Annotated in this window: 15 protein-coding genes and 1 riboswitch; of the genes, 3 read left to right on the top strand and 12 right to left on the bottom strand. The window is 64.4% G+C overall.

Going from position 1 to position 19,563, the window contains the following annotated elements:
- The first annotated feature begins 61 nt into the window (after positions 1-61).
- Positions 62-1,564, top strand: coding sequence for a histidine kinase (locus H7993_RS16070; RefSeq protein WP_185794973.1), 1,503 nt, complete (start codon positions 62-64; stop codon positions 1,562-1,564).
- Between the two features lie 60 nt (positions 1,565-1,624).
- Here H7993_RS16070 and H7993_RS16065 read toward each other — a convergent pair whose 3' ends face one another.
- The 9 genes from H7993_RS16065 to H7993_RS16025 form a co-directional block, all read right to left on the bottom strand.
- Positions 1,625-2,329: a PqiC family protein gene (locus H7993_RS16065; RefSeq protein WP_122480397.1), complete on the bottom strand. Its 705-nt coding sequence runs from the start codon at positions 2,327-2,329 to the stop codon at positions 1,625-1,627.
- 169 nt (positions 2,330-2,498) lie between these two features.
- Positions 2,499-4,754, bottom strand: coding sequence for a DNA topoisomerase IV subunit A (gene parC, locus H7993_RS16060; RefSeq protein ID WP_185794972.1), 2,256 nt, complete (start codon positions 4,752-4,754; stop codon positions 2,499-2,501).
- Between the two features lie 7 nt (positions 4,755-4,761).
- The gene (locus tag H7993_RS16055; protein ID WP_185794971.1) at positions 4,762-5,286 is read right to left on the bottom strand and encodes a retropepsin-like aspartic protease family protein; all 525 of its coding nucleotides are present in this window, start codon (positions 5,284-5,286) and stop codon (positions 4,762-4,764) included.
- A complete protein-coding gene (locus H7993_RS16050) occupies positions 5,283-6,269 on the bottom strand; it encodes an esterase-like activity of phytase family protein (RefSeq protein WP_425312024.1) in 987 nt (328 codons plus the stop codon). The genes H7993_RS16055 and H7993_RS16050 overlap by 4 nt, the downstream gene beginning before the upstream one ends.
- Before the next feature lie 8 nt (positions 6,270-6,277).
- Positions 6,278-8,182 (bottom strand): DNA topoisomerase IV subunit B, encoded by a 1,905-nt coding sequence (gene parE, locus H7993_RS16045; RefSeq protein ID WP_043191207.1) that lies wholly within the window; start codon positions 8,180-8,182, stop codon positions 6,278-6,280.
- A 35-nt stretch (positions 8,183-8,217) separates the two neighbouring features.
- Positions 8,218-8,826 (bottom strand): YqiA/YcfP family alpha/beta fold hydrolase, encoded by a 609-nt coding sequence (locus tag H7993_RS16040; RefSeq protein ID WP_122480400.1) that lies wholly within the window; start codon positions 8,824-8,826, stop codon positions 8,218-8,220.
- 152 nt (positions 8,827-8,978) lie between these two features.
- Positions 8,979-9,794: a 3',5'-cyclic-AMP phosphodiesterase gene (gene cpdA / locus H7993_RS16035; RefSeq protein WP_185794970.1), complete on the bottom strand. Its 816-nt coding sequence runs from the start codon at positions 9,792-9,794 to the stop codon at positions 8,979-8,981.
- Positions 9,795-9,886: 92 nt separating this feature from the next.
- Positions 9,887-10,375: a DUF1249 domain-containing protein gene (locus tag H7993_RS16030; protein WP_197975833.1), complete on the bottom strand. Its 489-nt coding sequence runs from the start codon at positions 10,373-10,375 to the stop codon at positions 9,887-9,889.
- Positions 10,330-10,947 carry an NUDIX domain-containing protein gene (locus H7993_RS16025; protein WP_185794969.1) on the bottom strand — a complete coding sequence of 206 codons (618 nt, stop codon included), beginning with the start codon at positions 10,945-10,947 and terminating at the stop codon, positions 10,330-10,332. Before H7993_RS16025 ends, H7993_RS16030 begins: the two co-directional genes overlap by 46 nt.
- Before the next feature lie 197 nt (positions 10,948-11,144).
- Here H7993_RS16025 and H7993_RS16020 point away from each other — a divergent pair, with 197 nt between their 5' ends.
- Complete coding sequence (locus H7993_RS16020) at positions 11,145-11,891, top strand: RsiV family protein (protein ID WP_185794968.1); 747 nt, start codon at positions 11,145-11,147, stop codon at positions 11,889-11,891.
- On the opposite strand, the gene cytX is transcribed toward H7993_RS16020, so the two are convergent.
- Together cytX and thiC are read right to left on the bottom strand one after the other, a co-directional pair.
- The gene (gene cytX, locus H7993_RS16015) at positions 11,860-13,143 is read right to left on the bottom strand and encodes a putative hydroxymethylpyrimidine transporter CytX (protein WP_206683055.1); all 1,284 of its coding nucleotides are present in this window, start codon (positions 13,141-13,143) and stop codon (positions 11,860-11,862) included. The two genes, H7993_RS16020 and cytX, sit on opposite strands and share 32 nt — an antisense overlap.
- A gap of 135 nt (positions 13,144-13,278) precedes the next feature.
- Entirely contained in the window at positions 13,279-15,183 is a 1,905-nt protein-coding gene (gene thiC, locus H7993_RS16010) for a phosphomethylpyrimidine synthase ThiC (RefSeq protein WP_185794967.1), read from the bottom strand.
- Between the two features lie 151 nt (positions 15,184-15,334).
- A riboswitch (TPP riboswitch) is annotated at positions 15,335-15,439 on the bottom strand.
- 167 nt (positions 15,440-15,606) lie between these two features.
- Between thiC and H7993_RS16005 the strand changes: the two genes are divergently transcribed.
- Positions 15,607-17,064 carry a TolC family outer membrane protein gene (locus H7993_RS16005; protein ID WP_185794966.1) on the top strand — a complete coding sequence of 486 codons (1,458 nt, stop codon included), beginning with the start codon at positions 15,607-15,609 and terminating at the stop codon, positions 17,062-17,064.
- 702 nt (positions 17,065-17,766) lie between these two features.
- Here H7993_RS16005 and H7993_RS16000 read toward each other — a convergent pair.
- Positions 17,767-19,542, bottom strand: coding sequence for an acyl-CoA dehydrogenase C-terminal domain-containing protein (locus H7993_RS16000; protein WP_185794965.1), 1,776 nt, complete (start codon positions 19,540-19,542; stop codon positions 17,767-17,769).
- Positions 19,543-19,563: the final 21 nt, after the last annotated feature.

Here is a 19,563-nt window from a genome sequence, read left to right as displayed (position 1 = left end):
TGCCGCTCGGAGGGTGCTCGTTATACTGCGCGCCAACTTCACGGACAAAGAGCCGCGCTCAGTGAACCGGCCTACGCCAGTCAAAACCGACAACTTCTTCCTGCTGATCTTCCGAGCCGTGCGCCACCGTCGAGTGCCCCTGGCTTTGCGCATCGCGTTCACCAACATCGTGCTGGTTGCCATTGCCCTGGTGATCTACGCCTGTGTCATGGGTCTGCAGTTCAAGCAGGCCATGCACGAGCAGGCCGACGCGGTGGGGCAGAGCCTGACCACGCAGACGGCCACGTCCGCCACCGAGCTGCTGGTGTCCAACGACATCCTCAGCCTCAACGTGCTGCTCAACAACTTGGTGAAGAACCCGCTGGTCGCCCACGCGGCGATCTTCAGCCCGGACAACCGCATTCTCGCCGAAGCCGGCCAGCGCCCCAAGAGCGGCCTGCTGGGGCAGAGCCAGGGGCTGTACGAAACCAAGATCAACTTCCAGGATGCGCTGGCCGGGCAACTGCGCATCAGCCTGGACATGAACCAGTTCCAGCAGCCGTTGACCATCAGCCTGCAAAGCATGGGCGTTCTGGCCGGTATCCTGTTGGTGCTGGCACTGGCTTTGAGCCTGCGGCTGGGTCGCTACATCTCCACGCCGCTGCTGCAACTGCGGGTCTGGTTGCGCAACCCCGACGAGTTCACCCCGGCCACCCAGCGCACCGACGAGATCGGCGACCTGGCCCGGCAGCTGCACGCACAGCTGGCGCCAGAGCCGCGCGAGCCCGAGGTCGAACCCGAAGACACCGACGAAGACGAGGTGCCGCACGCAGCGCCACCCGTGCGCACGGCAACCGCCAAGCCGGGCCCCTTCCCGCCCGTGGCAGCCAAGCCGGTAAAACCGGTCATGCGCCAGATTCAGGCTGACGAAGACGAAGAAGACTTCGGTGACGACCCGTTCGCCGACCTGCGCGAAACCCCGGTGGCCGTGATCAAGCAGCCGACCACTGCCGTGGCTCGGGTGCACACCGACAGCGCCGTGCTGGCCGTGCAACTGGGTGCACAGGAACAACTGCGTCGTCTGCCCAAGGCACGTCTGGCCGAGCTGCTGGAGCGTTATCACGACTGCCTGCAACAGGCCGCCTCGCTGTACGAGAGCGAAGTGCACATGCTCAACGACGGCAGCACGCTGATGCTGTTCCACAGTGAACACAGCGGTGATGACTACCTGACCAACGCGATCTGCTGCGGCGAACTGTTGCGTGCCCTGGGCCATGCCTTGCAGATCGAGGTCGCCGACAGCGGCATCACCCTGCAACTGCAGTTGGGTCTGGTGCTCAGCGACGAAGTTCACGGCTTGAACTCCATCGACCTGCTGCTGACCGAATCGGCCCAGGATGCACTGGCGCTTTCGCAGCACAGCCGCAACCTGTTGCTGGTCGTGCGCGAGATCGGCGAAGACCCGCTGATCCGTCAACGCGCGCGCATTCGCTCGATCGCCAGCCCCGAAGGGGCCTGCTGCGTCGAGCGTCTGCTGGAGCCCTACCCGTCCCTGCTGGAACGCCAACTGGCACGAATCAGCTGATTGGTTGAGCGTTTGCCCATAAAAAAAGCCCGCAATGCGGGCTTTTTTGTGGGCGCCGTTCTAGAAGCGGAACACTTCCAGATCGGTGCGGATGGGCGTAGCCAGAGGAATCCGCGACTTTTCCTGCTCGCGGCGCACCTGCGCCGGCGCGGACTTGCGCTCCTCGACCAGCGCCGGCTGGTTGGCCAACGGCTTGAGCGCTGCAGTCAGCTGCGCGGCCAGGCGCTGCAGCAGTACGCCCTGGGCCTGGACTTGATCCGCGGTGCCGCCGTCATGCTTTTCCTCGAGATGGACGATGCGGTTGTCACGCACTTGCCCACGGCGGTCGAGGACACGCCACTGGGCATCCAGGACGGCAGGCTGGCCGCTGCCTGAATCGAGTCGAGTGATCGACAACAGCACCTGGGCGTCAGGCGTGAAGTTGGCGGGCGTAGGCGCCAACACCACACGCTGGCTGTCCAGGCGCCAGGCCATCTGGCGCAACAGCAACTGGTCGATGTCGGCAGAAAGGCTGCCGGCCCAGCGACCGTCGGTGGACGCTCTCAGGCTGCCGTCGGACTGGCGCTGCAGCAGCGTTTCGCGCTGCAGGTAGTCGGCCACGGATACTGGCCCCAGCAGCACGGCCATACCCCGACTTTCCTTGGGCAGCCCGGGGTTGCCGCTGTCGAGCTGGTACAGGGCCACCGGTTGATGCGTGCTGCATCCGGCCAGTCCCAGCACGCCGCTGAGCAATAAAATCACGGGAAGGCGCAACAGTTTCATCATTTCATCCAGGCGGCTGCCACACGGCAACCGCAGCAATACTTGACCGAGTCGTCTGGACGCTGCCGCTTGGCAGCGCCGCGAAAGGGCCTATCATCCGTGAATCCGCGCCCTGACTCCAGTGCTTGTCCGTCGAACGGCAGCACGGCCACCGTCCAGGCGCGGGCGTCGATCAGAGGTTTTCCACGACCAGGGCGTCGACACGCTGGAAACCGCGGGGCAGCTTGTTGCCGCGCCGCCCACGCTCGCCACGGTAGTGCTCCAGGTCATCGGGTTTGAGCGACAGCGTGCGTTTACCCGCGTGCAGCACCAGCGTCGAGCCTTCGGCGACCACCGCAAGGTCAGTGACGAATTCTTCACGACTGGCCACGCGATCACCGGGAATGCCGATGATCTTGTTGCCTTTGCCCTTGCCCAGTTGCGGCAGGTCGCTGATCTTGAACACCAGCAGGCGGCCCTCGGTGGTCACCGCGGCCAGCCAGTTCCGTTCCCGATCGGGTACGGCACGCGGGTTGATCACCTTGGCCCCTTTGGGCAGGCTGAGCAGTGCCTTGCCAGCCTTGTTCTTGGCCTGCAGGTCTTCGCCCTTGACCACGAAGCCGTAGCCGGCGTCCGACGCGATGACGTACAACGCGTCGTCGTCGGGCAGCATCACGCACTCGAAGCTTGCGCCGGGTGGCGGCGTCAGGCGGCCGGTCAGCGGCTCGCCCTGGCCACGGGCCGAAGGCAGGGTGTGCGCGGCCACCGAATAGCTGCGCCCGGTCGAGTCGATGAATACCGCGAACTGGTTCGAACGCCCGATGGCTGCGGTCTTGTAGCCGTCACCGGCCTTGTAGGAGAGGCCCGTGGCGTCGATATCGTGACCTTTGCCACAGCGCACCCAGCCTTTTTCCGACAGCACCACCGTCACCGGCTCGGTCGGCATCAGCTCGTTCTCCGAGAGCGCGCGTGCTTCGCTGCGCGCAACGATCGGCGAGCGACGCTCGTCGCCATAGGTTTCGGCGTCCTTGATCAGCTCGGCGCGCACCAGCTTCTTCAGCTTGCTTTCGCTGCCCAGCAGCGCCTGCAGCTTGGCGCGTTCCTTGGCCAGTTCTTCCTGCTCGCCGCGGATCTTCATTTCCTCGAGGCGCGCGAGCTGACGCAGGCGCGTGTCGAGAATGTAGTCGGCCTGGATCTCGGTGAGGGCAAAGCGTTCGATCAGGCGCGCCTTGGGATGCTCCTCGGTGCGGATGATGTGGATCACTTCATCCAGGTTGAGGAAGGCGATCAGCAAGCCGTCCAACAGGTGCAGGCGACGTTCGACCTTGTCCAGGCGGAACTGCAGGCGACGGCGCACGGTGTTGACACGGAACTCCAGCCATTCGACCAGCAACGTGCGCAGGTTCTTCAACTGCGGGCGACCGTCCAGACCGATGATGTTGACGTTGACCCGGTAGGTCGACTCCAGATCGGTGGTGGCGAACAGATGCTGCATCAAGTCGTCGACTTCGACGCGATTGGAGCGTGGAATGATGACGATGCGACACGGGTGCTCGTGGTCGGATTCGTCACGCAGATCGGCCACCATCGGCAGCTTCTTGGCCTGCATCTGCGCCGCGATCTGTTCCAGCACTTTGGCGCCGGACACTTGGTGCGGCAAGGCAGTGACGACTACGTCGCCGTCTTCCAGGCGATACACCGCGCGCATGCGCACCGAGCCGCGACCGGTCTGGTAGATTTTCAGCAGATCGGCACGCGGGGTGATGATTTCCGCTTCGGTCGGGTAGTCGGGGCCCTGGATGTGTTCGCAGAGCTGCTCGATCGTTGCCTTGGGCTCGTCGAGCAGGCGCACACAGGCGCTGGCCACTTCGCGCAGGTTGTGCGGTGGAACGTCGGTGGCCATGCCTACGGCAATGCCGGTGGTGCCGTTGAGCAGGATATTGGGCAGCCGTGCCGGCAGCACCGACGGCTCGTCGAGGGTACCGTCGAAGTTCGGCACCCAGTCTGCCGTGCCCTGGCCCAGCTCGGTGAGCAGCACCTCGGAATAGCGCGACAGACGCGCCTCGGTGTAGCGCATCGCGGCGAACGACTTGGGATCGTCCGGTGCGCCCCAGTTGCCCTGGCCATCGACCAGCGTGTAGCGATAGCTGAACGGCTGGGCCATCAGGACCATGGCCTCGTAGCAGGCCGAGTCGCCGTGGGGGTGGAACTTGCCGAGTACATCGCCCACGGTACGTGCGGACTTCTTGTGCTTGGCGTCGGCGTCCAGGCCCAACTCGCTCATGGCATAGACGATGCGTCGCTGGACCGGCTTGAGGCCATCACCGATATGCGGCAAGGCGCGGTCCATGATCACGTACATGGAGTAGTTGAGGTAGGCCTGTTCGGTGAAGTCAGCCAGGGACCGGCGTTCTACGCCGTCAAGACTGAGATCGAGGGAATCGCTCATGCAAGCCTCATCGTTTCGTGGTCTGGCGCAGCAGCAAGTTGCCGCCGCGCTGAGTGAATTCAAGTTGTTTCAGGGCGCTCATGCCCAGCAGCACCTGGTCGCCGTCGAAGCCCGGCACCACCAGGGCGCGGACATTGCTCAGGCGTATATCGCCCAGCTGCAGAGTGGCGATCTCGGTGCGATAGCCTTGGGTCTTGCCATTGGCAGTGGTCAGCAGCACCGGCGCACCGCGGGCCAGATCGAGCTTGCGCGCGACCGCTTCGGGCATGGCCACATCGGTGGCGCCGGTGTCGAGCATGAATTGCACCGGCTGCCCATTGATGAAGCCGCCGCTGACGAAGTGCCCCTGGCCATTGCCGGCCAGTTGCACTTCCACGTAGCCGTCGCCGTGCTGGGAAACCGGCACCGCATTGGGATTTTCTCGACGCTGTTCCCAGTCACCGAAGAACTGCGTGGCCAGGTACAACGCTGCGGCCCAGGCCAGCAGCATCAACACCTTGCCAACACGCCTGCCCGGTGCGGCCTGGCTCATGGCGCGGCGCTCCAGCCGCCGGCGGGGGCCGCGAAGCGCCAGACCACCGGACGCCGCTCGCCATCGGCGCGGGCCCACTGGTTATTGTCGGTGCCCACCCATGCCCCCTCGGCATCGACGCTCAGCGCTTCGGTCAGACCGTAAGGAGCATCATAGCGGCGAGCCGGCAACAGCGCCTCGGCGGCGAACGACCAGCATCGCTCCACGGCAGCCGTGTCCGCGTCGCGACGACAGATGCGATAGGCATTGCGTTCCAGCGTGAACAGCTTGCCATCGAACCAGGCCAGATCGGCAAAATCGCGCGGCATGTGCCTGGCCCGGGGAATCTGCACCGGCAGGGCTTCCGCACCGCCTTCAGCAAGCAATACGCAACGCCCCTCACAGCTCCAGCTCAATGGCCGCTTGCGAACGGCCAGCAGGCCGCGCTGCTGACGTTCGGCAGCCAGCCACAGGCGGTCGCCCGCCAGATTGACGGTCAGCCCTTCGAACAGGGCATTGAAATGCAACAGCAGGTGGCTGGCGCGTGCCTGACTGACCAGGGTCGGGTCCAGGGTCAACCATTTCGGCTCGCCTGACACGGGAATCTGCAGCACCGCGACGTGGGATTCACTGACCAGGTATTGGTTGCCTCGGGCATCGCAGCTGATGCCTTCGAAATCCAAGTCGCCGCCACGCACGAAGGCCGCCGCCCAACTGCTCATGCGCAGACGAACGGGCAGCCCGCTGGGCGGTACCGGCGGCGCCTTGAAGGTTACGGCCGTGGCCTGCCAGTTGGGAGTCGAGGTATCGAGCCGATAGACCGTACCGTCCTCCCGGTCCGAAACGGCCCACAAGGTCTTGCGGCACAGCGCCAGGCCGGACAGGTTCCCGGTGGGCATACCGTCCACCGCGTGCTCGCCGACCAGGGTCAGCTCGGGCACGGGTGGTTGCCCCGACGCCACGGCCAGCGTCGGCAGGGCCAGGGCGAACAGGGCTGTCAGCAGCGCTGCGATCAAGCCAGCACCTCGGCCAGGTTGCCCTTGGACTCGAGCCACGCCTTGCGGTCGCCCGCACGTTTCTTGGCCAGCAGCATGTCCATGATTTCGGTGGTGCCGGCGAAGTCGTCCAGGGTCAGTTGCACCAGCCGGCGGGTGTTGGGGTCCATGGTGGTTTCGCGCAGTTGCGGCGGGTTCATTTCGCCCAGGCCCTTGAAGCGCGTGACCTGCGGCTTGCCGCGTTTCTTTTCGGCGACCAGGCGGTCGAGGATGCCGTCGCGCTCGGCCTCGTCCAGGGCGTAGAAGATCTCCTTGCCCAGGTCGATGCGGTACAGCGGCGGCATGGCGACGTAGACGTGACCGGCGTCCACCAAAGGCCGGAAGTGCTGGACGAACAGCGCGCACAGAAGGGTCGCGATGTGCAGGCCGTCGGAGTCGGCGTCGGCCAGAATGCACACCTTGCCGTAGCGCAGCTGGCTGATATCGGCGGCACCGGGATCGACGCCGATGGCCACGGCAATGTTGTGGACTTCCTGGCTGGCGAGTACTTCGCTGCCGTCCACCTCCCAGGTGTTGAGGATCTTGCCGCGCAACGGCAGGATCGCCTGGAACTCCTTGTCCCGCGCCTGTTTGGCCGAGCCACCGGCCGAGTCCCCTTCGACCAGGAACAGTTCGGAGCGGGCCGGGTCCTGCCCGGCGCAGTCAGCCAGCTTGCCAGGCAATGCGGGGCCCTGGGTGATGCGCTTGCGCTCGACCTTCTTGCTCGCCTTGAGGCGACGCCCGGCGTTGCTGATCGCCAGTTCGGCCAACTGCATGCCCAATTCGGGATGGGCGTTGAGCCACAGGCTGAAGGCGTCCTTGACCACGCCGGAGACGAACGCAGCCGCCTCGCGCGAGGACAGCCGCTCCTTGGTCTGGCCGGAGAACTGCGCATCCTGCATCTTCATCGACAGCACGAAGGCGATGCGTTCCCAGATATCTTCGGGCGCCAGCTTCAAGCCGCGTGGCAGCAGGTTGCGGAACTCGCAGAACTCGCGCATCGCATCCAGCAGACCCTGGCGCAGCCCGTTGACGTGGGTACCGCCCTGAGCCGTCGGGATCAGGTTGACGTAGCTTTCCTGAACGCTGTCGCCGCCTTCGGGCAACCACAGCAGTGCCCAGTCCACGGCTTCCTTGTTGCCTGCCAGGCTGCCGCAGAACGGCTCGTCGGGCAGGCGAGCGAATTCGGTGACCGCATCGATCAGGTACGAACGCAGACCGTCTTCATAATGCCACTCGACCTTCTCGCCGCTGCCCTTGTCTTCGAAGCTGACCAGCAGGCCGGGACACAACACCGCCTTGGCCTTGAGCACATGCTTGAGGCGGCTGACGGAAAACTTCGGCGAATCGAAGTATTTCGGGTCCGGGGCGAAGTACACGCTGGTGCCGGTGTTGCGCTTGCCGACGGTGCCGATGACTTCCAGATCGGTGGCCTTGAAGCCATCGGCGAAGGTCATCTGGTACTCGTTGCCGTCGCGCTTGACCCTGACCCGCACCTGATTGGACAAGGCGTTGACCACCGAGATGCCCACCCCGTGCAGGCCGCCGGAAAACTGGTAGTTCTTGTTGGAAAACTTGCCGCCCGCGTGCAGCTTGGTAAGGATCAGCTCGACGCCGCTGACGCCTTCCTCGGGGTGGATGTCCACGGGCATGCCACGGCCATCGTCGGACACTTCAAGAGAGTGATCGGCGTGCAGGATGACCTGGATGGAACGTGCATGGCCCGCCAGGGCTTCGTCGACACTGTTGTCGATGACTTCCTGGGCCAGGTGGTTGGGCCGACTGGTGTCGGTGTACATGCCCGGGCGCTTGCGCACCGGGTCGAGGCCCGAGAGGACTTCGATGGCGTCTGCGTTATAGGAGCTAGCGCTGGGATTGGCCATGGGGTCTCGTCGTCAGTCGTTCGTGAAAAGAGTAATCAAAGCTGGGCAAAATCGACGGCCTGGTAACGCGCCGCGTCGATGCCGGCGAATGCCAGCAGCGCTGGCAACTTTTGCGCAAAGCCTTGGAAGCCGTGGTCGCCGCCGTTTTCGATGTGTACGCTGCAGGCTTGGTAGAAGGCCGCAGCCTGGCGATAGTCGAGGGTTTCGTCGCCGGTCTGCAGCCACACCTGAAGCCGCTCGGGGTCGGTGGGCGCCGGCACTTCCAGCTCGGCAAGGGCCGTGACGTGGTCGCGGGTCAACTGCCAGCGTTCGCCCGTATAGTGGTTGGTCTGCATTCCCAGGTAGCCATCGAACAGGTGGTGGGGATTGACCACCGGATTGATCAACAATGCCTTGAGGCCGAAGCGCTTTGCCAGGTGCGTCGCATAGTAGCCGCCGAGGGAGCTTCCCACCAGCAATGGTGCGTCGAGCTGCGCCAGCGCGGCTTCCAGTTGGGCAATGGCCTGGCGCGGATGGTGGTGCAGCGCCGGCGCGCGTAGCTGGTCGGCCAGGCCGATGCGTTGCATCAGCGCGCTCAGCTGGCGGGCTTTCTGCGAATCCGGCGAACTGTTCAGACCGTGAATGTAGAGGATCGAACCGGGCATGGGGGCCTCCGGGCATAGAGATGGCGCGCAGTTTACCTTGTCGGGGGTGCAGTTGGGGTGTTGCTGCGTCGGTATATGGGCAAGCCGCAATCCTGGCGCGAAACCCTGCGGGAGCGGGCTCTGGCCGCGAAGGCCGCACTACCGCCTCTGAATCAGTAACCCGCCGCGTCCAGGTCCGGGGTGAAGGTGAAGTTCGCCAGCCGCGACACGCCGGTCTCGATCTGCCCGTCCGGCATCAGGCGCAGCCAGCGGTAGCCCGGCGCGCGGTTGTCCAGGGCGAAATCCTCACTGCCGGGCAGAAACTGAATGCCCGTGGACGGCGACGCCAGCAGGCGCAAGCCATGGGCGTGCCGGTCAATCTCCTGATGCACATGCCCCCAGAGCACACCACGCGCCTGCGGGAAACGCGCGAGCAGTTCGAACAGGGCCCCGGCGTTGCGCAGCCCGATGGGCTCTATCCATTGGCTGCCGATCGCGACCGGATGGTGGTGCAGGCACACCAGATGATGCTTGTGCGGTGCTTCAGCAAGCGCCCGCTCGAGCAACTGCAACTGGTCGTCGGCCAGATGGCCGGCTGCCGAACCGGCGATGGTCGAATCGAGCAGCGTCACCCGCCAGGCGCCCACGTCCGCCACAGGCTCCAGCCACTGGGTGCCTTGGGCGGCCTGCTGCATGAGCGCAGGCTCATCATGGTTGCCAGGCAGCCAGCGCGTGGGTGCGCAAATGACCTGGGTGGCCTGCGCGAATGCCTGGTAAGACGCCAGCGTGCCGTCCTGAGACAGGTCACCGGTGGCGACCAGCAGGTCGATGCGCGGCTGCTCCTCGAGCACCTGCGCAACCACCTGCGCCAGGCTCCGTCGCGTGTTCAAGCCGAACATGGCACCGTCGGCTGCGGCCACCAGGTGGCTGTCGGAAAGCTGCACGAGCACTACCGGTGCATCGACAGCAGGATCAGATAGGCTCGACAAGACCGTCTCCAGGCAAAAGGGCGAACCGGCAAATTATGCGCAGCCTGGATGACAAGGGCAATGCGACCTGCGGCGCTCGTGCAGGCCGATGTTCAGCGTACCGCTTCGTACTCGTGGCCACAGGCCAGGCAATGACTCAGCCACTCACCCAGGAACAGATTGAGCTGGGCCTTTTCGTCAGGCTGGTGCATGGCCGCGTTGGGGTAGGGATAGACGCTGCGGAAACGCCGGGCGTGCTCGGCGCTGACGACTTCGGCCATGCGCGCGTCGTGGTACACCTGCACCTCCATCTGCGGCACCGGCAGCCATGGCAGGCTGTGTTCCTGGCGTACGCGCAGGGTGGTGGTGTACGGACAGGCAAGTAGCACCTCCAGCGTCAGCACACCGAGCATCTGGTCGGCCTGGGTCATGGCGATGCGGCGTGACAACTGCTGGCTGCGCATGTCCGGCAGCAGGCGCATGAGCCGCGCGTAATTGGCTTCGCAGGCGGCCTGCAGGCCGACCAGATCGACGCGGTAGCGCTCGCGCAACGGGCTCACGACCACAGCCCCCTGACTTCGTCGCGGTTCAGGGCCAGCCATTGGATGGCGATGATCGCTGCCGCGTTGATGATTCGACCATCGCGCACGGCCTGCAGGGCATCGTCGAATGCCCAGACCTTGACGCGGATGTCCTCGCCCTCTTCTTCCAGGCCATGCAGGCCACCTGCGCCCTCGCTGCTGCAGCGGCCCAGGTAAAGGTGCACGAACTCGTCGCTGCCGCCGGGTGACGGGAAGTACTTGCTGATCGGCCACAACGCTTCGATCTGCAGGCCCGCTTCCTCGTCGGCCTCGCGGTGCGCGACTTCCTCGGGCCGCTCGTCCTTGTCGATCAGCCCGGCGACCATTTCGATCAGCCAGGGGTTGTCGACCTTGCCCACCGCGCCGACCCGGAACTGCTCGATGAGCACCAGTTCGTCGCGAGCGGCGTCGTAGGGCAACACACACACGGCATCGTGGCGCACGAACAATTCGCGGCTGATCTGCTTGCTCATGCCACCGTTGAACAGCTCGTGGCGCAGGAACAGCTTGTCCAGTTTGTAGAAGCCCTGGAAGCAGAGCTCGCGCTTGTCGATTTCGACCGCCGAAGGCATTGATCGTGATGAATCTGGCATGGAAAAACCTCTTACTCGTGCATGCAGCATGGGGCCATCCTAACCGCGATGGGCCCGTATTGCAGCCCCTTTGAGGTGAAGCCGCGCGCCTCGGGATAGGCGGTTGGGCGAGCAGGCATTAAGATTGCGCAACTGGCGAACCGACGGTTCGACCGACAGTCCAACCACGATAATTCCATTACCCGCCAAGGACCCTCATGTCGTTTCTCAAGTTCGCCTCCGTGGCCTGCGTCGCCCTGACCCTGGGTGCCTGCTCCAGCCTCTTCCAGCCCAACTACCGGGCGCCGCTGGACACCAAGCGCGAGGCTTTCGAGCACCTCAAGCCTGGCTGCGACAATCAGGATTGCCCGCTGGTGAACATCGACGTGGTGCACTTTCCCGACGAGCCGGGCCTGGATGCAGCCATCGACAAACGCTTGCGCGAGATGACCGTCAATACCCCCGACGCCCGCGTGCCCGCGACCCTGAAGGCTTACGAAGAGCAGTTCATGCGCGAGGCCCAGCCACGTTACAGCAGCTACCTGCAAGCCAAGGTACGCGAACAGCATGACGGCATTGTTGTGGTCGAGCTGTCCAGCTACGCCATGACCGGCGGCGCCCATGGCATGCCCGGGCGCGGCTTCATCAACTGGTCGCGCCGCGAACACCGCGAGCTGACCTTGCAGGACATGCTGGTCCCAGGCCAGGAGCGTGCGTTCTGGCAGGCCGCCGAAGAAGCCCACCGCGGCTGGCTGGTCGCCAGCAAACTGGACAAGGACGCCGAGTTCATTCGCCAGTGGCCCTTCCAGCAAACGCCGAACATTGCCCTGACCTATGGGGGCGTGGTGCTCAAGTACAATGTGTACAGCATCGCCCCCTACGCCATGGGCCACCCGGAAGTGAAGATCGCCTACCCGCGCCTCAATGGCGTGATCAAGCCCGAGCTGTTCCCGGGTCGCGGTTGAGCACTCGCTCGATCAGGTAGTACAGCAACCCGGCCACCAGCAGCGCTGGCAGGGTTGCGCCGATCTGCGGGTACAGATTGGCCAGCACGTGGTACAGGCATACGCCGCCAAGCCAGGCCAGCAGCGCACTCCAGTGCACGGCGCGCGGTTCGACCTGCGCCGAACGCCTGCGCAGCACGAAGTGGTCCATCAGCACCACGCCGAACAGCGGCGCGAACACCGAGCCAATCAGCAGCAGGAAGTTCTGGTACTGCGCCAGCGGTGCCAGGCAGGCGATCAGCGTGCAGATCATGCCGATTGCCAAGGCCAGGTGTTCGACCTTGAGCCCTGACAGCAAGCTGGTCGATACCGCCGCCGAATGGATATCGGCGAAGGCGTTCTCCGTCTCGTCCAGCAGGATCAACAACAGCGGTATACCCAGGCCGGCCCCGGCCAACGCCAGCAGCAGCGCATTGACTTCGCCACTGGGCGCGAACGCCAGGGTGTAGGCGACGCCCAGGCTCATCAACCAGAAGTTGCCTATGAAAAACCCGACGGCCGTGCCGCCGAACACGCTTTTGGCGCGCTTGCCGAATCGCGAATAGTCGGCAATCAGCGGCAGCCACGACAAGGGCATGGCGATGGCGATGTCGAAGCCCGTGGCCAGGTCCATGGAACCGTCGCCAGCGGTGTTCCACAGGGTCGTCAGGTCGGCCTTGGCGAACAGATTCCAGGTCAGCCACAGGCACGCTGCCAACAGCAGCCAGATGCCCCACTTGCGCAGCACCTTGCGCACGAAGGTCAGCGGTCCGGTGACCGCCAGCAGTGTCGCCAGGCCGCCGAAAAACACGGTCCACAGCCAGGGGTTGCTGCCCAGGCTGCCCTCACCGAACGCGCGCGTGCCCAGCAGGCTCGCCGCATCGCGCATGACGATGATCTCGAACGATCCCCAGCCGATCAGTTGCAACAGGTTGAGCAAGGCCGGAACGCTGCCGGCGCCGCGGCCCAGGGTCAGGCGCAGGGCGGCCATGGCGGACAGGCCGGTGTCGCTGCCGATGACGCCGACCGAGGCGAGCAGCAAAACACCCACCAGGGTGCCCAGGAAGATCGCCGCCAGTGCGCCGGCCAGGCCCAGGCCAGGCGCCAGCAGGGCGCCGGTCTGGAGCACCATGAGGCCCACGCCCAGGGAAAACCACAGGGAGAACAGGTCGCGCCCGCCCAGCACGCGCTGGGCGGCGGACACCGCAGTATCGGGAGAATAGGAGGTTTTCAATGGCTGGGCTCGAGTGGAAATGGGTCGAAGGTTGTTGGGGCATCGGTGGTGCCGGTTCGCGGCCGCTGACCGCTCCTACGGAGGGATCGCAGGAGCGGTCAGCGGCCGCGAAAACCGCACCACCGAAGATACTGACTAGACCTTTTGGTACAACTGGCTGCCTTCCTGCTTGAAGCGCTGCGCCTGTTCGCGCATGCCCTCTTCAACGCTCAGATCGACGGCTTCGATCTTCTGGTTGGCCGCGTACTCGCGCACTTCCTGGGTGATTTTCATCGAGCAGAACTTCGGCCCGCACATCGAGCAGAAATGTGCGACCTTGGCCGAATCCTTGGGCAGGGTTTCGTCGTGGTAGGCGCGCGCGGTGTCCGGGTCCAGCCCCAGGTTGAACTGGTCTTCCCAGCGAAACTCGAAGCGCGCCTTGCTCAAGGCGTTGTCGCGGATCTGCGCGCCCGGATGTCCCTTGGCCAGGTCGGCAGCGTGGGCGGCGATCTTGTAGGTGATGATGCCGGTCTTCACGTCATCCTTGTTCGGCAACCCAAGATGCTCCTTGGGCGTCACGTAGCAGAGCATGGCGCAGCCGAACCAGCCGATCATCGCGGCACCGATGCCCGAGGTGATGTGGTCGTAACCCGGCGCAATGTCGGTGGTCAGTGGGCCCAGGGTGTAGAACGGCGCTTCGTCGCAGCACTCCAGCTGCTTGTCCATGTTCTCCTTGATCAGTTGCATCGGCACATGCCCCGGACCTTCGATCATGCACTGCACGTCGTGCTTCCAGGCGATCTTGGTCAGCTCGCCAAGGGTTTCCAGTTCGCCGAACTGGGCTTCGTCGTTGGCGTCGGCGATCGACCCCGGACGCAGGCCGTCGCCCAGGGAAAAGCTGACATCGTAGGCTTTCATGATTTCGCAGATGTCATCGAAGTGCGTGTACAGGAAGTTTTCCTTGTGATGCGCCAGGCACCACTTGGCCATGATCGACCCGCCGCGACTGACGATGCCGGTGACCCGCTTGGCGGTCAGCGGCACATAGCGCAACAGCACACCGGCATGGATGGTGAAGTAGTCGACGCCCTGCTCGGCCTGTTCGATCAGGGTGTCGCGGAACAGCTCCCAGGTCAGGTCCTCAGCCGCGCCGCCGACCTTTTCCAGGGCCTGATAGATGGGTACGGTGCCGATCGGCACGGGCGAGTTGCGGATGATCCACTCGCGGGTTTCGTGGATGTGCTTGCCGGTGGACAGGTCCATCACCGTGTCCGAGCCCCAGCGAATGCCCCAGGTGAGCTTGGCCACTTCTTCCTCGATGGAGGAACCCAGCGCGCTGTTGCCGATGTTGCCGTTGATCTTCACCAGGAAGTTGCGGCCGATGATCATCGGCTCGAGTTCGGTGTGGTTGATGTTGGCCGGGATGATTGCGCGGCCGCGGGCGATCTCGTCGCGGACGAATTCGGCGGTGATCTCCTGGGGAATACTGGCGCCGAAGCTGTGGCCCTTGTGCTGGTCCTTGAGCAGGCCGGCAGCGCGCGCCTCGGCCAGCTTCATGTTCTCGCGGATGGCGACGTATTCCATTTCGGCGGTAATGATGCCCTGGCGGGCATAGTGCATCTGGCTGACGTTGGCGCCGGCCTTGGCGCGGCGCGGGTTGCGCACATGGGCGAAGCGCAGTTTGGTCAGTTCCTCGTCGCTCAGGCGTTGCTGGCCGAAGTTGGAGCTCAGGCCGGCCAGGCGCTCGGTGTCGCCGCGGTCGTCGATCCACGCCGAGCGCACGTCGGCCAGGCCCTTGCGCACGTCGATGACGACGCTGGGGTCGGTGTACGGGCCAGACGTGTCGTAGACGGTCACCGGCGGGTTGATTTCACCTGCGCCGCTGCCGGTCGAGAAGTCGGTGGGCGTGACATCCAGGCTGATCTCGCGCATCGGCACGCGGATGTCCGCACGCGAGCTCTGGACGTAGATCTTGCGCGAACGGGTGAAGGGCTGCACGGAGCCCGAATCGACCCGGGCCGAGTCGCTCAAATGCACGGTGTTTTTTGCTTTTGTATTCATCACAGGCTCTCCAGACGGCATCCATCACGGGAATGTCGGAGCGAACCTGAAAGGCACGGATGCACCCTGTGAACGGATGCTGTGCTTGTACGCGAGGTGCCGTGCAGAAAATGCGCGAGACCCCGGACGAAGCACAAGAGGACTCGCCGAAAGGACGAGAAATCTTGTTCCCTACGCAGGCGTTAACCTGATCAGGTTCAACGGGATCCGGATTATCCGATCTCAGCCTCATAGCAAGGCACCCCGACAAGAACGTGCACAGCATAGACGGCCCGCACACGGAACGCCAACTCCGCCTGCAGGTCTTGATATTGGCCGTTGCGCCGGATTGTTGTGCAGCGCGTCGCGCTCTACACTCGCCCTGCCCCACGCCTATTTTCACAGCTGATGCCCAGACCCAGCTTTCAGACCAAGGATTGCCCCATGCTGCGCAGTAGATTTCCCTCGGCAACGGCCCTCGCCCTGGCCGTGTCCGGTGCCATTCCAGGCATGGTCCTGGCGCAGCAGGCACCGCTGGCGAGCATGACCGACCTGGTCAGCGTCTATCAGGAAGCGGTGCTGAACAACGCCGATCTGGCCGCGTCGCGGGCCGACTACGCCGCGCAAAGCGAAATCGTGCCGCAGGCGCGGGCCGGCTTGCTGCCCAACCTGTCGGCGGGCTATGACATCAACGATACCCGCACGGCGCTGGACCAGCCGTCGGCGGTGTACAACCGCAGCGGCAATTCCTACCGGGCGCAGTTGAGCCAGCCGCTGTTCCGCGCCGACCGCTGGTTCCAGCTCAAGGCCGCCAAGGCGGTCGACGAGCAGGCGGCCGTGCAGCTGTCGGCCACCGAGCAGAACCTGATTCTGCAGAGCGCCCAGGCTTATTTCTCGGTGCTGCGCGCGCAGGACAATCTGGCCACCGCGCGTGCCGAAGAGAATGCTTTCCGGCGCCAGCTCGATCAGTCGCAGGAGCGTTTCAACGTCGGTCTGTCCGACAAGACCGACACCCTGCAATCCCAGGCCAGCTACGACACCGCCCGGGCCAATCGAATCATCGCCCAACGTCAGGTCGACGACGCCTTCCAGGCCCTGATCACGCTGACCAACCGCGAATACAATTCGATCCAGGGTATCGTTCACACCTTGCCGGTGCTGGCGCCGATGCCCAACGACGCGAGTGCGTGGGTCGACACCGCTTCCCGGCAGAACCTCGATCTGCTGGCCAGCAACTACGCCGTGGAAGCTGCCGAGCAGACCTTGCGCCAGCGCAAGGCCGGGCATGCGCCCACGGTGGATGCGGTGGCGCAATACCAGAAGGGTGACAACGACAATCTGGGTTTCAGCAATCCTTCCAATCTGCCGGGCGTGAGCTATGGCAGCGACGTGTCGCAGCGCAGCATCGGGGTGCAGTTGAACATTCCGATCTACAGCGGCGGTTTGACCAGTTCGCAGGTCCGTGAGGCCTATGCGCGGCTCACGCAAAGTGAGCAGCAGCGTGAAAGCCTGCGCCGACAGGTGGTGGAGAACACCCGCAACCTGCACCGCGCGGTGAACACCGATGTCGAGCAGGTGCAGGCGCGCAAGCAGTCGATCATCTCCAACCAGAGCTCGGTGCTGGCCACGGAAATCGGCTATCAGGTGGGAACGCGCAACATCGTCGACGTGCTCGATGCGCAGCGCCAGCTGTACAGCTCGGTGCGCGACTACAACAACACCCGCTATGACTACATTCTCGACAACCTGCGGCTCAAGCAGGCGGCGGGCATTCTGAGCCCCGGCGACCTGCAGGACCTGACACGATTCCTCAAGGCCGATTACAACCCGGACCGGGATTTCCTCCCGCCAGACCTGGCCAAAGCGGCCGAAGCGCTGCTCAAGCCGCCAGCGAAACCATGACCTGACGCGCCGCTGCCACAGGGGGTGTGTGAGCCGCGTCCGGCGTCGAAGCGGGGTGTCAGGTGTATCGCGTCGCCAGTGACGCGGCTTGCGCCGCTGCTACAGGGCGCGCGCAGCCCGTAATGAGCCCCACGCGTTCCTGTAGCAGCGGCGCGAGCCGCGTCCGGCGTCGAAGCGGGGTGTCAGGTGTATCGCGTCGCCAGTGACGCGGCTTGCGCCGCTGCTACACGGGTCGCGCAGCCCATAATGAGCCCCACGCGTTCCTGTAGCAGCGGCGCGAGCCGCGTCCGACGTCGATGCGGAGTGTCAGGTGTATCGCTTCGCCAGTGACGCGGCGTGCGCCGCTGCTACAGGGGTCGCGCAGCCCGTAATGAGCCCCACGCGTTCCTGTAGCAGCGGCGCGAGCCGCGTCCGGCCTTGATGCAGTGGGTCAGGTGTACCGCGCAGTGGGTGACGCGGCTTGCGCCGCTGCTACAGGGGAAATTATTCGGGAGCGGAAAAAAGAAAACCCCGCCGAAGCGGGGTTTTGCAGACTGTTTCCCATGACATCCATTTCCGTCCGCCATCCTGGCAGAAATCCTACGTGTCCTTGTTATATCTAGGCGCATCCTGCGCAACGTCCTTGGAGTGAAGATTAACTGTGGATCCAATCCGTGGATATAGCTCAAAGACACCACGTGATGTAAGCCAAAGCTTACATCGTCAGAATTGCTCCTCATCCAACAGAAACAGTGACGCGCTGCCGGCATCGACGGCAGCCGCCAGCGAGTGGATCCGCGGCAACAACCGGGCGAAATAAAAGCGCGCCGTGCCCAGTTTGCTGGCATAAAACGCCTCGTCCTGCCTGCCCAGCGCGGCCGCCGCCATTCTCGTCCACATGTAGGCGTAGGCGGTGTAACCAAAGGCCTGCAGGTACTCGACCGATGCGGCGCCGATCTCGCCCGGATCGTTCGCGGCGCGGTCCAGAACCCCTGCCGTCAAGGCGTCCAAGCGATCCAGCGCGTGAATCAGCGGCTGGGCGAACTCCTGCAACGCGGCATCGGCCTGGGCGGCGTAGGCACGCACTTCGTCGGAAAACAGCTGATAGAACGCACCACCGTTGCCCACCACCTTGCGGCCCATCAGGTCCAGTGCCTGGATGCCGTTGGTGCCCTCGTAGATCTGGGTAATGCGCACATCGCGGACCAACTGCTCCTGGCCCCATTCGCGGATATAGCCGTGGCCACCGAATACCTGCTGGCCATGCACCGTGGTTTCCAGGCCCAGGTCGGTCAGGAAGGCCTTGGCCACCGGAGTCAGCAAAGCCACCATGTCTTCGGCGCGCTTGCGCGTGGCCGGCTCTTCGCTGTACTTGGCGGTGTCCAACTGCAGCGCCACGTAGGTGGAGAACGCCCGCCCGCCTTCATTGCAGGCTTTCATGGTCAGCAGCATGCGCCGCACGTCCGGGTGGACGATGATCGGGTCGGCCATCTTGTCGGCCTGCATGGCCCCGGTGGGCGAACGGCTCTGCAGCCGGTCACGGGCGTACTCCACAGCGTTCTGATAGGAGCGCTCGGCCGACGCCAGGCCCTGAATGCCTACGCCCAGACGCTCGTAGTTCATCATGGTGAACATGGCCGCCAGGCCCTTGTTGGCCTCGCCGACCAGGTAACCGGTGGCGCCATCGAAGTTCATCACGCAGGTGGCCGACGCCTGGATGCCCATCTTGTGTTCGATGGAACCGCAGGACACCGCGTTGCGCGCGCCCAGGTTACCGTCGGCATCGACCATGAACTTGGGCACCAGCAGCAGCGAGATGCCCTTGGGGCCGGGCGGTGCGTCGGGAAGCTTGGCCAACACCAGATGAATGATGTTCTCGGTCAGGTCGTGTTCGCCGCCGGTGATGAAGATTTTCGTCCCGCTGACCTTGTAGCTGCCGTCTGCCTGCGGTTCGGCACGCGTGCGGATCAGGCCCAGATCGGTACCCGCATGGGCTTCGGTCAGGCACATGGAGCCGGCCCAGGTCCCGGCATACATCTTGGGCAGGTAGGTGCGTTTCAGCTCTTCACTGGCATGGGCGTTGATGGACAGGCAGGCACCGGCAGTCAGCATCGGGTACAGGCCGAACGCCAGGCTGGCCGAGTTGACCATTTCCTCGACCTGCGCCGAAATCACCTTGGGCATGCCCATGCCACCGTGGGCAGGTTCGCCACCCACGCCGACCCAGCCACCCTCGGCGTAGGTCCGATAGGCCTGGATGAACCCAGCCGGAGTGGTCACCGCGGTATCGCGCCAGTGGCAGCCCTCTTCATCGGCCGCCCGGCTCAAGGGCGCGATGGCCTGGGCGGTGACCTTGCCGGCCTCCTCGAGAATGGCCTCCATGGTGTCGACATCGACGCTGTCGGCCAGGCCCGGCAGCTGCGCCCAGTGGCTGGCAACGTCGAATACTTCGTTCAGAACAAAGCGCATATCGCGCAGGGGAGCTTTGTAATCCGCCATGGCTGACTCGCAGAAATTCGA

Origin of the sequence: Pseudomonas baltica, from assembly GCF_014235765.1 — a bacterium.
Lineage (GTDB): Bacteria > Pseudomonadota > Gammaproteobacteria > Pseudomonadales > Pseudomonadaceae > Aquipseudomonas > Aquipseudomonas baltica.
The sequence above is the reverse complement of the archived record's forward strand: the minus strand, read 5'-3'. Positions and strand labels throughout refer to the sequence as shown.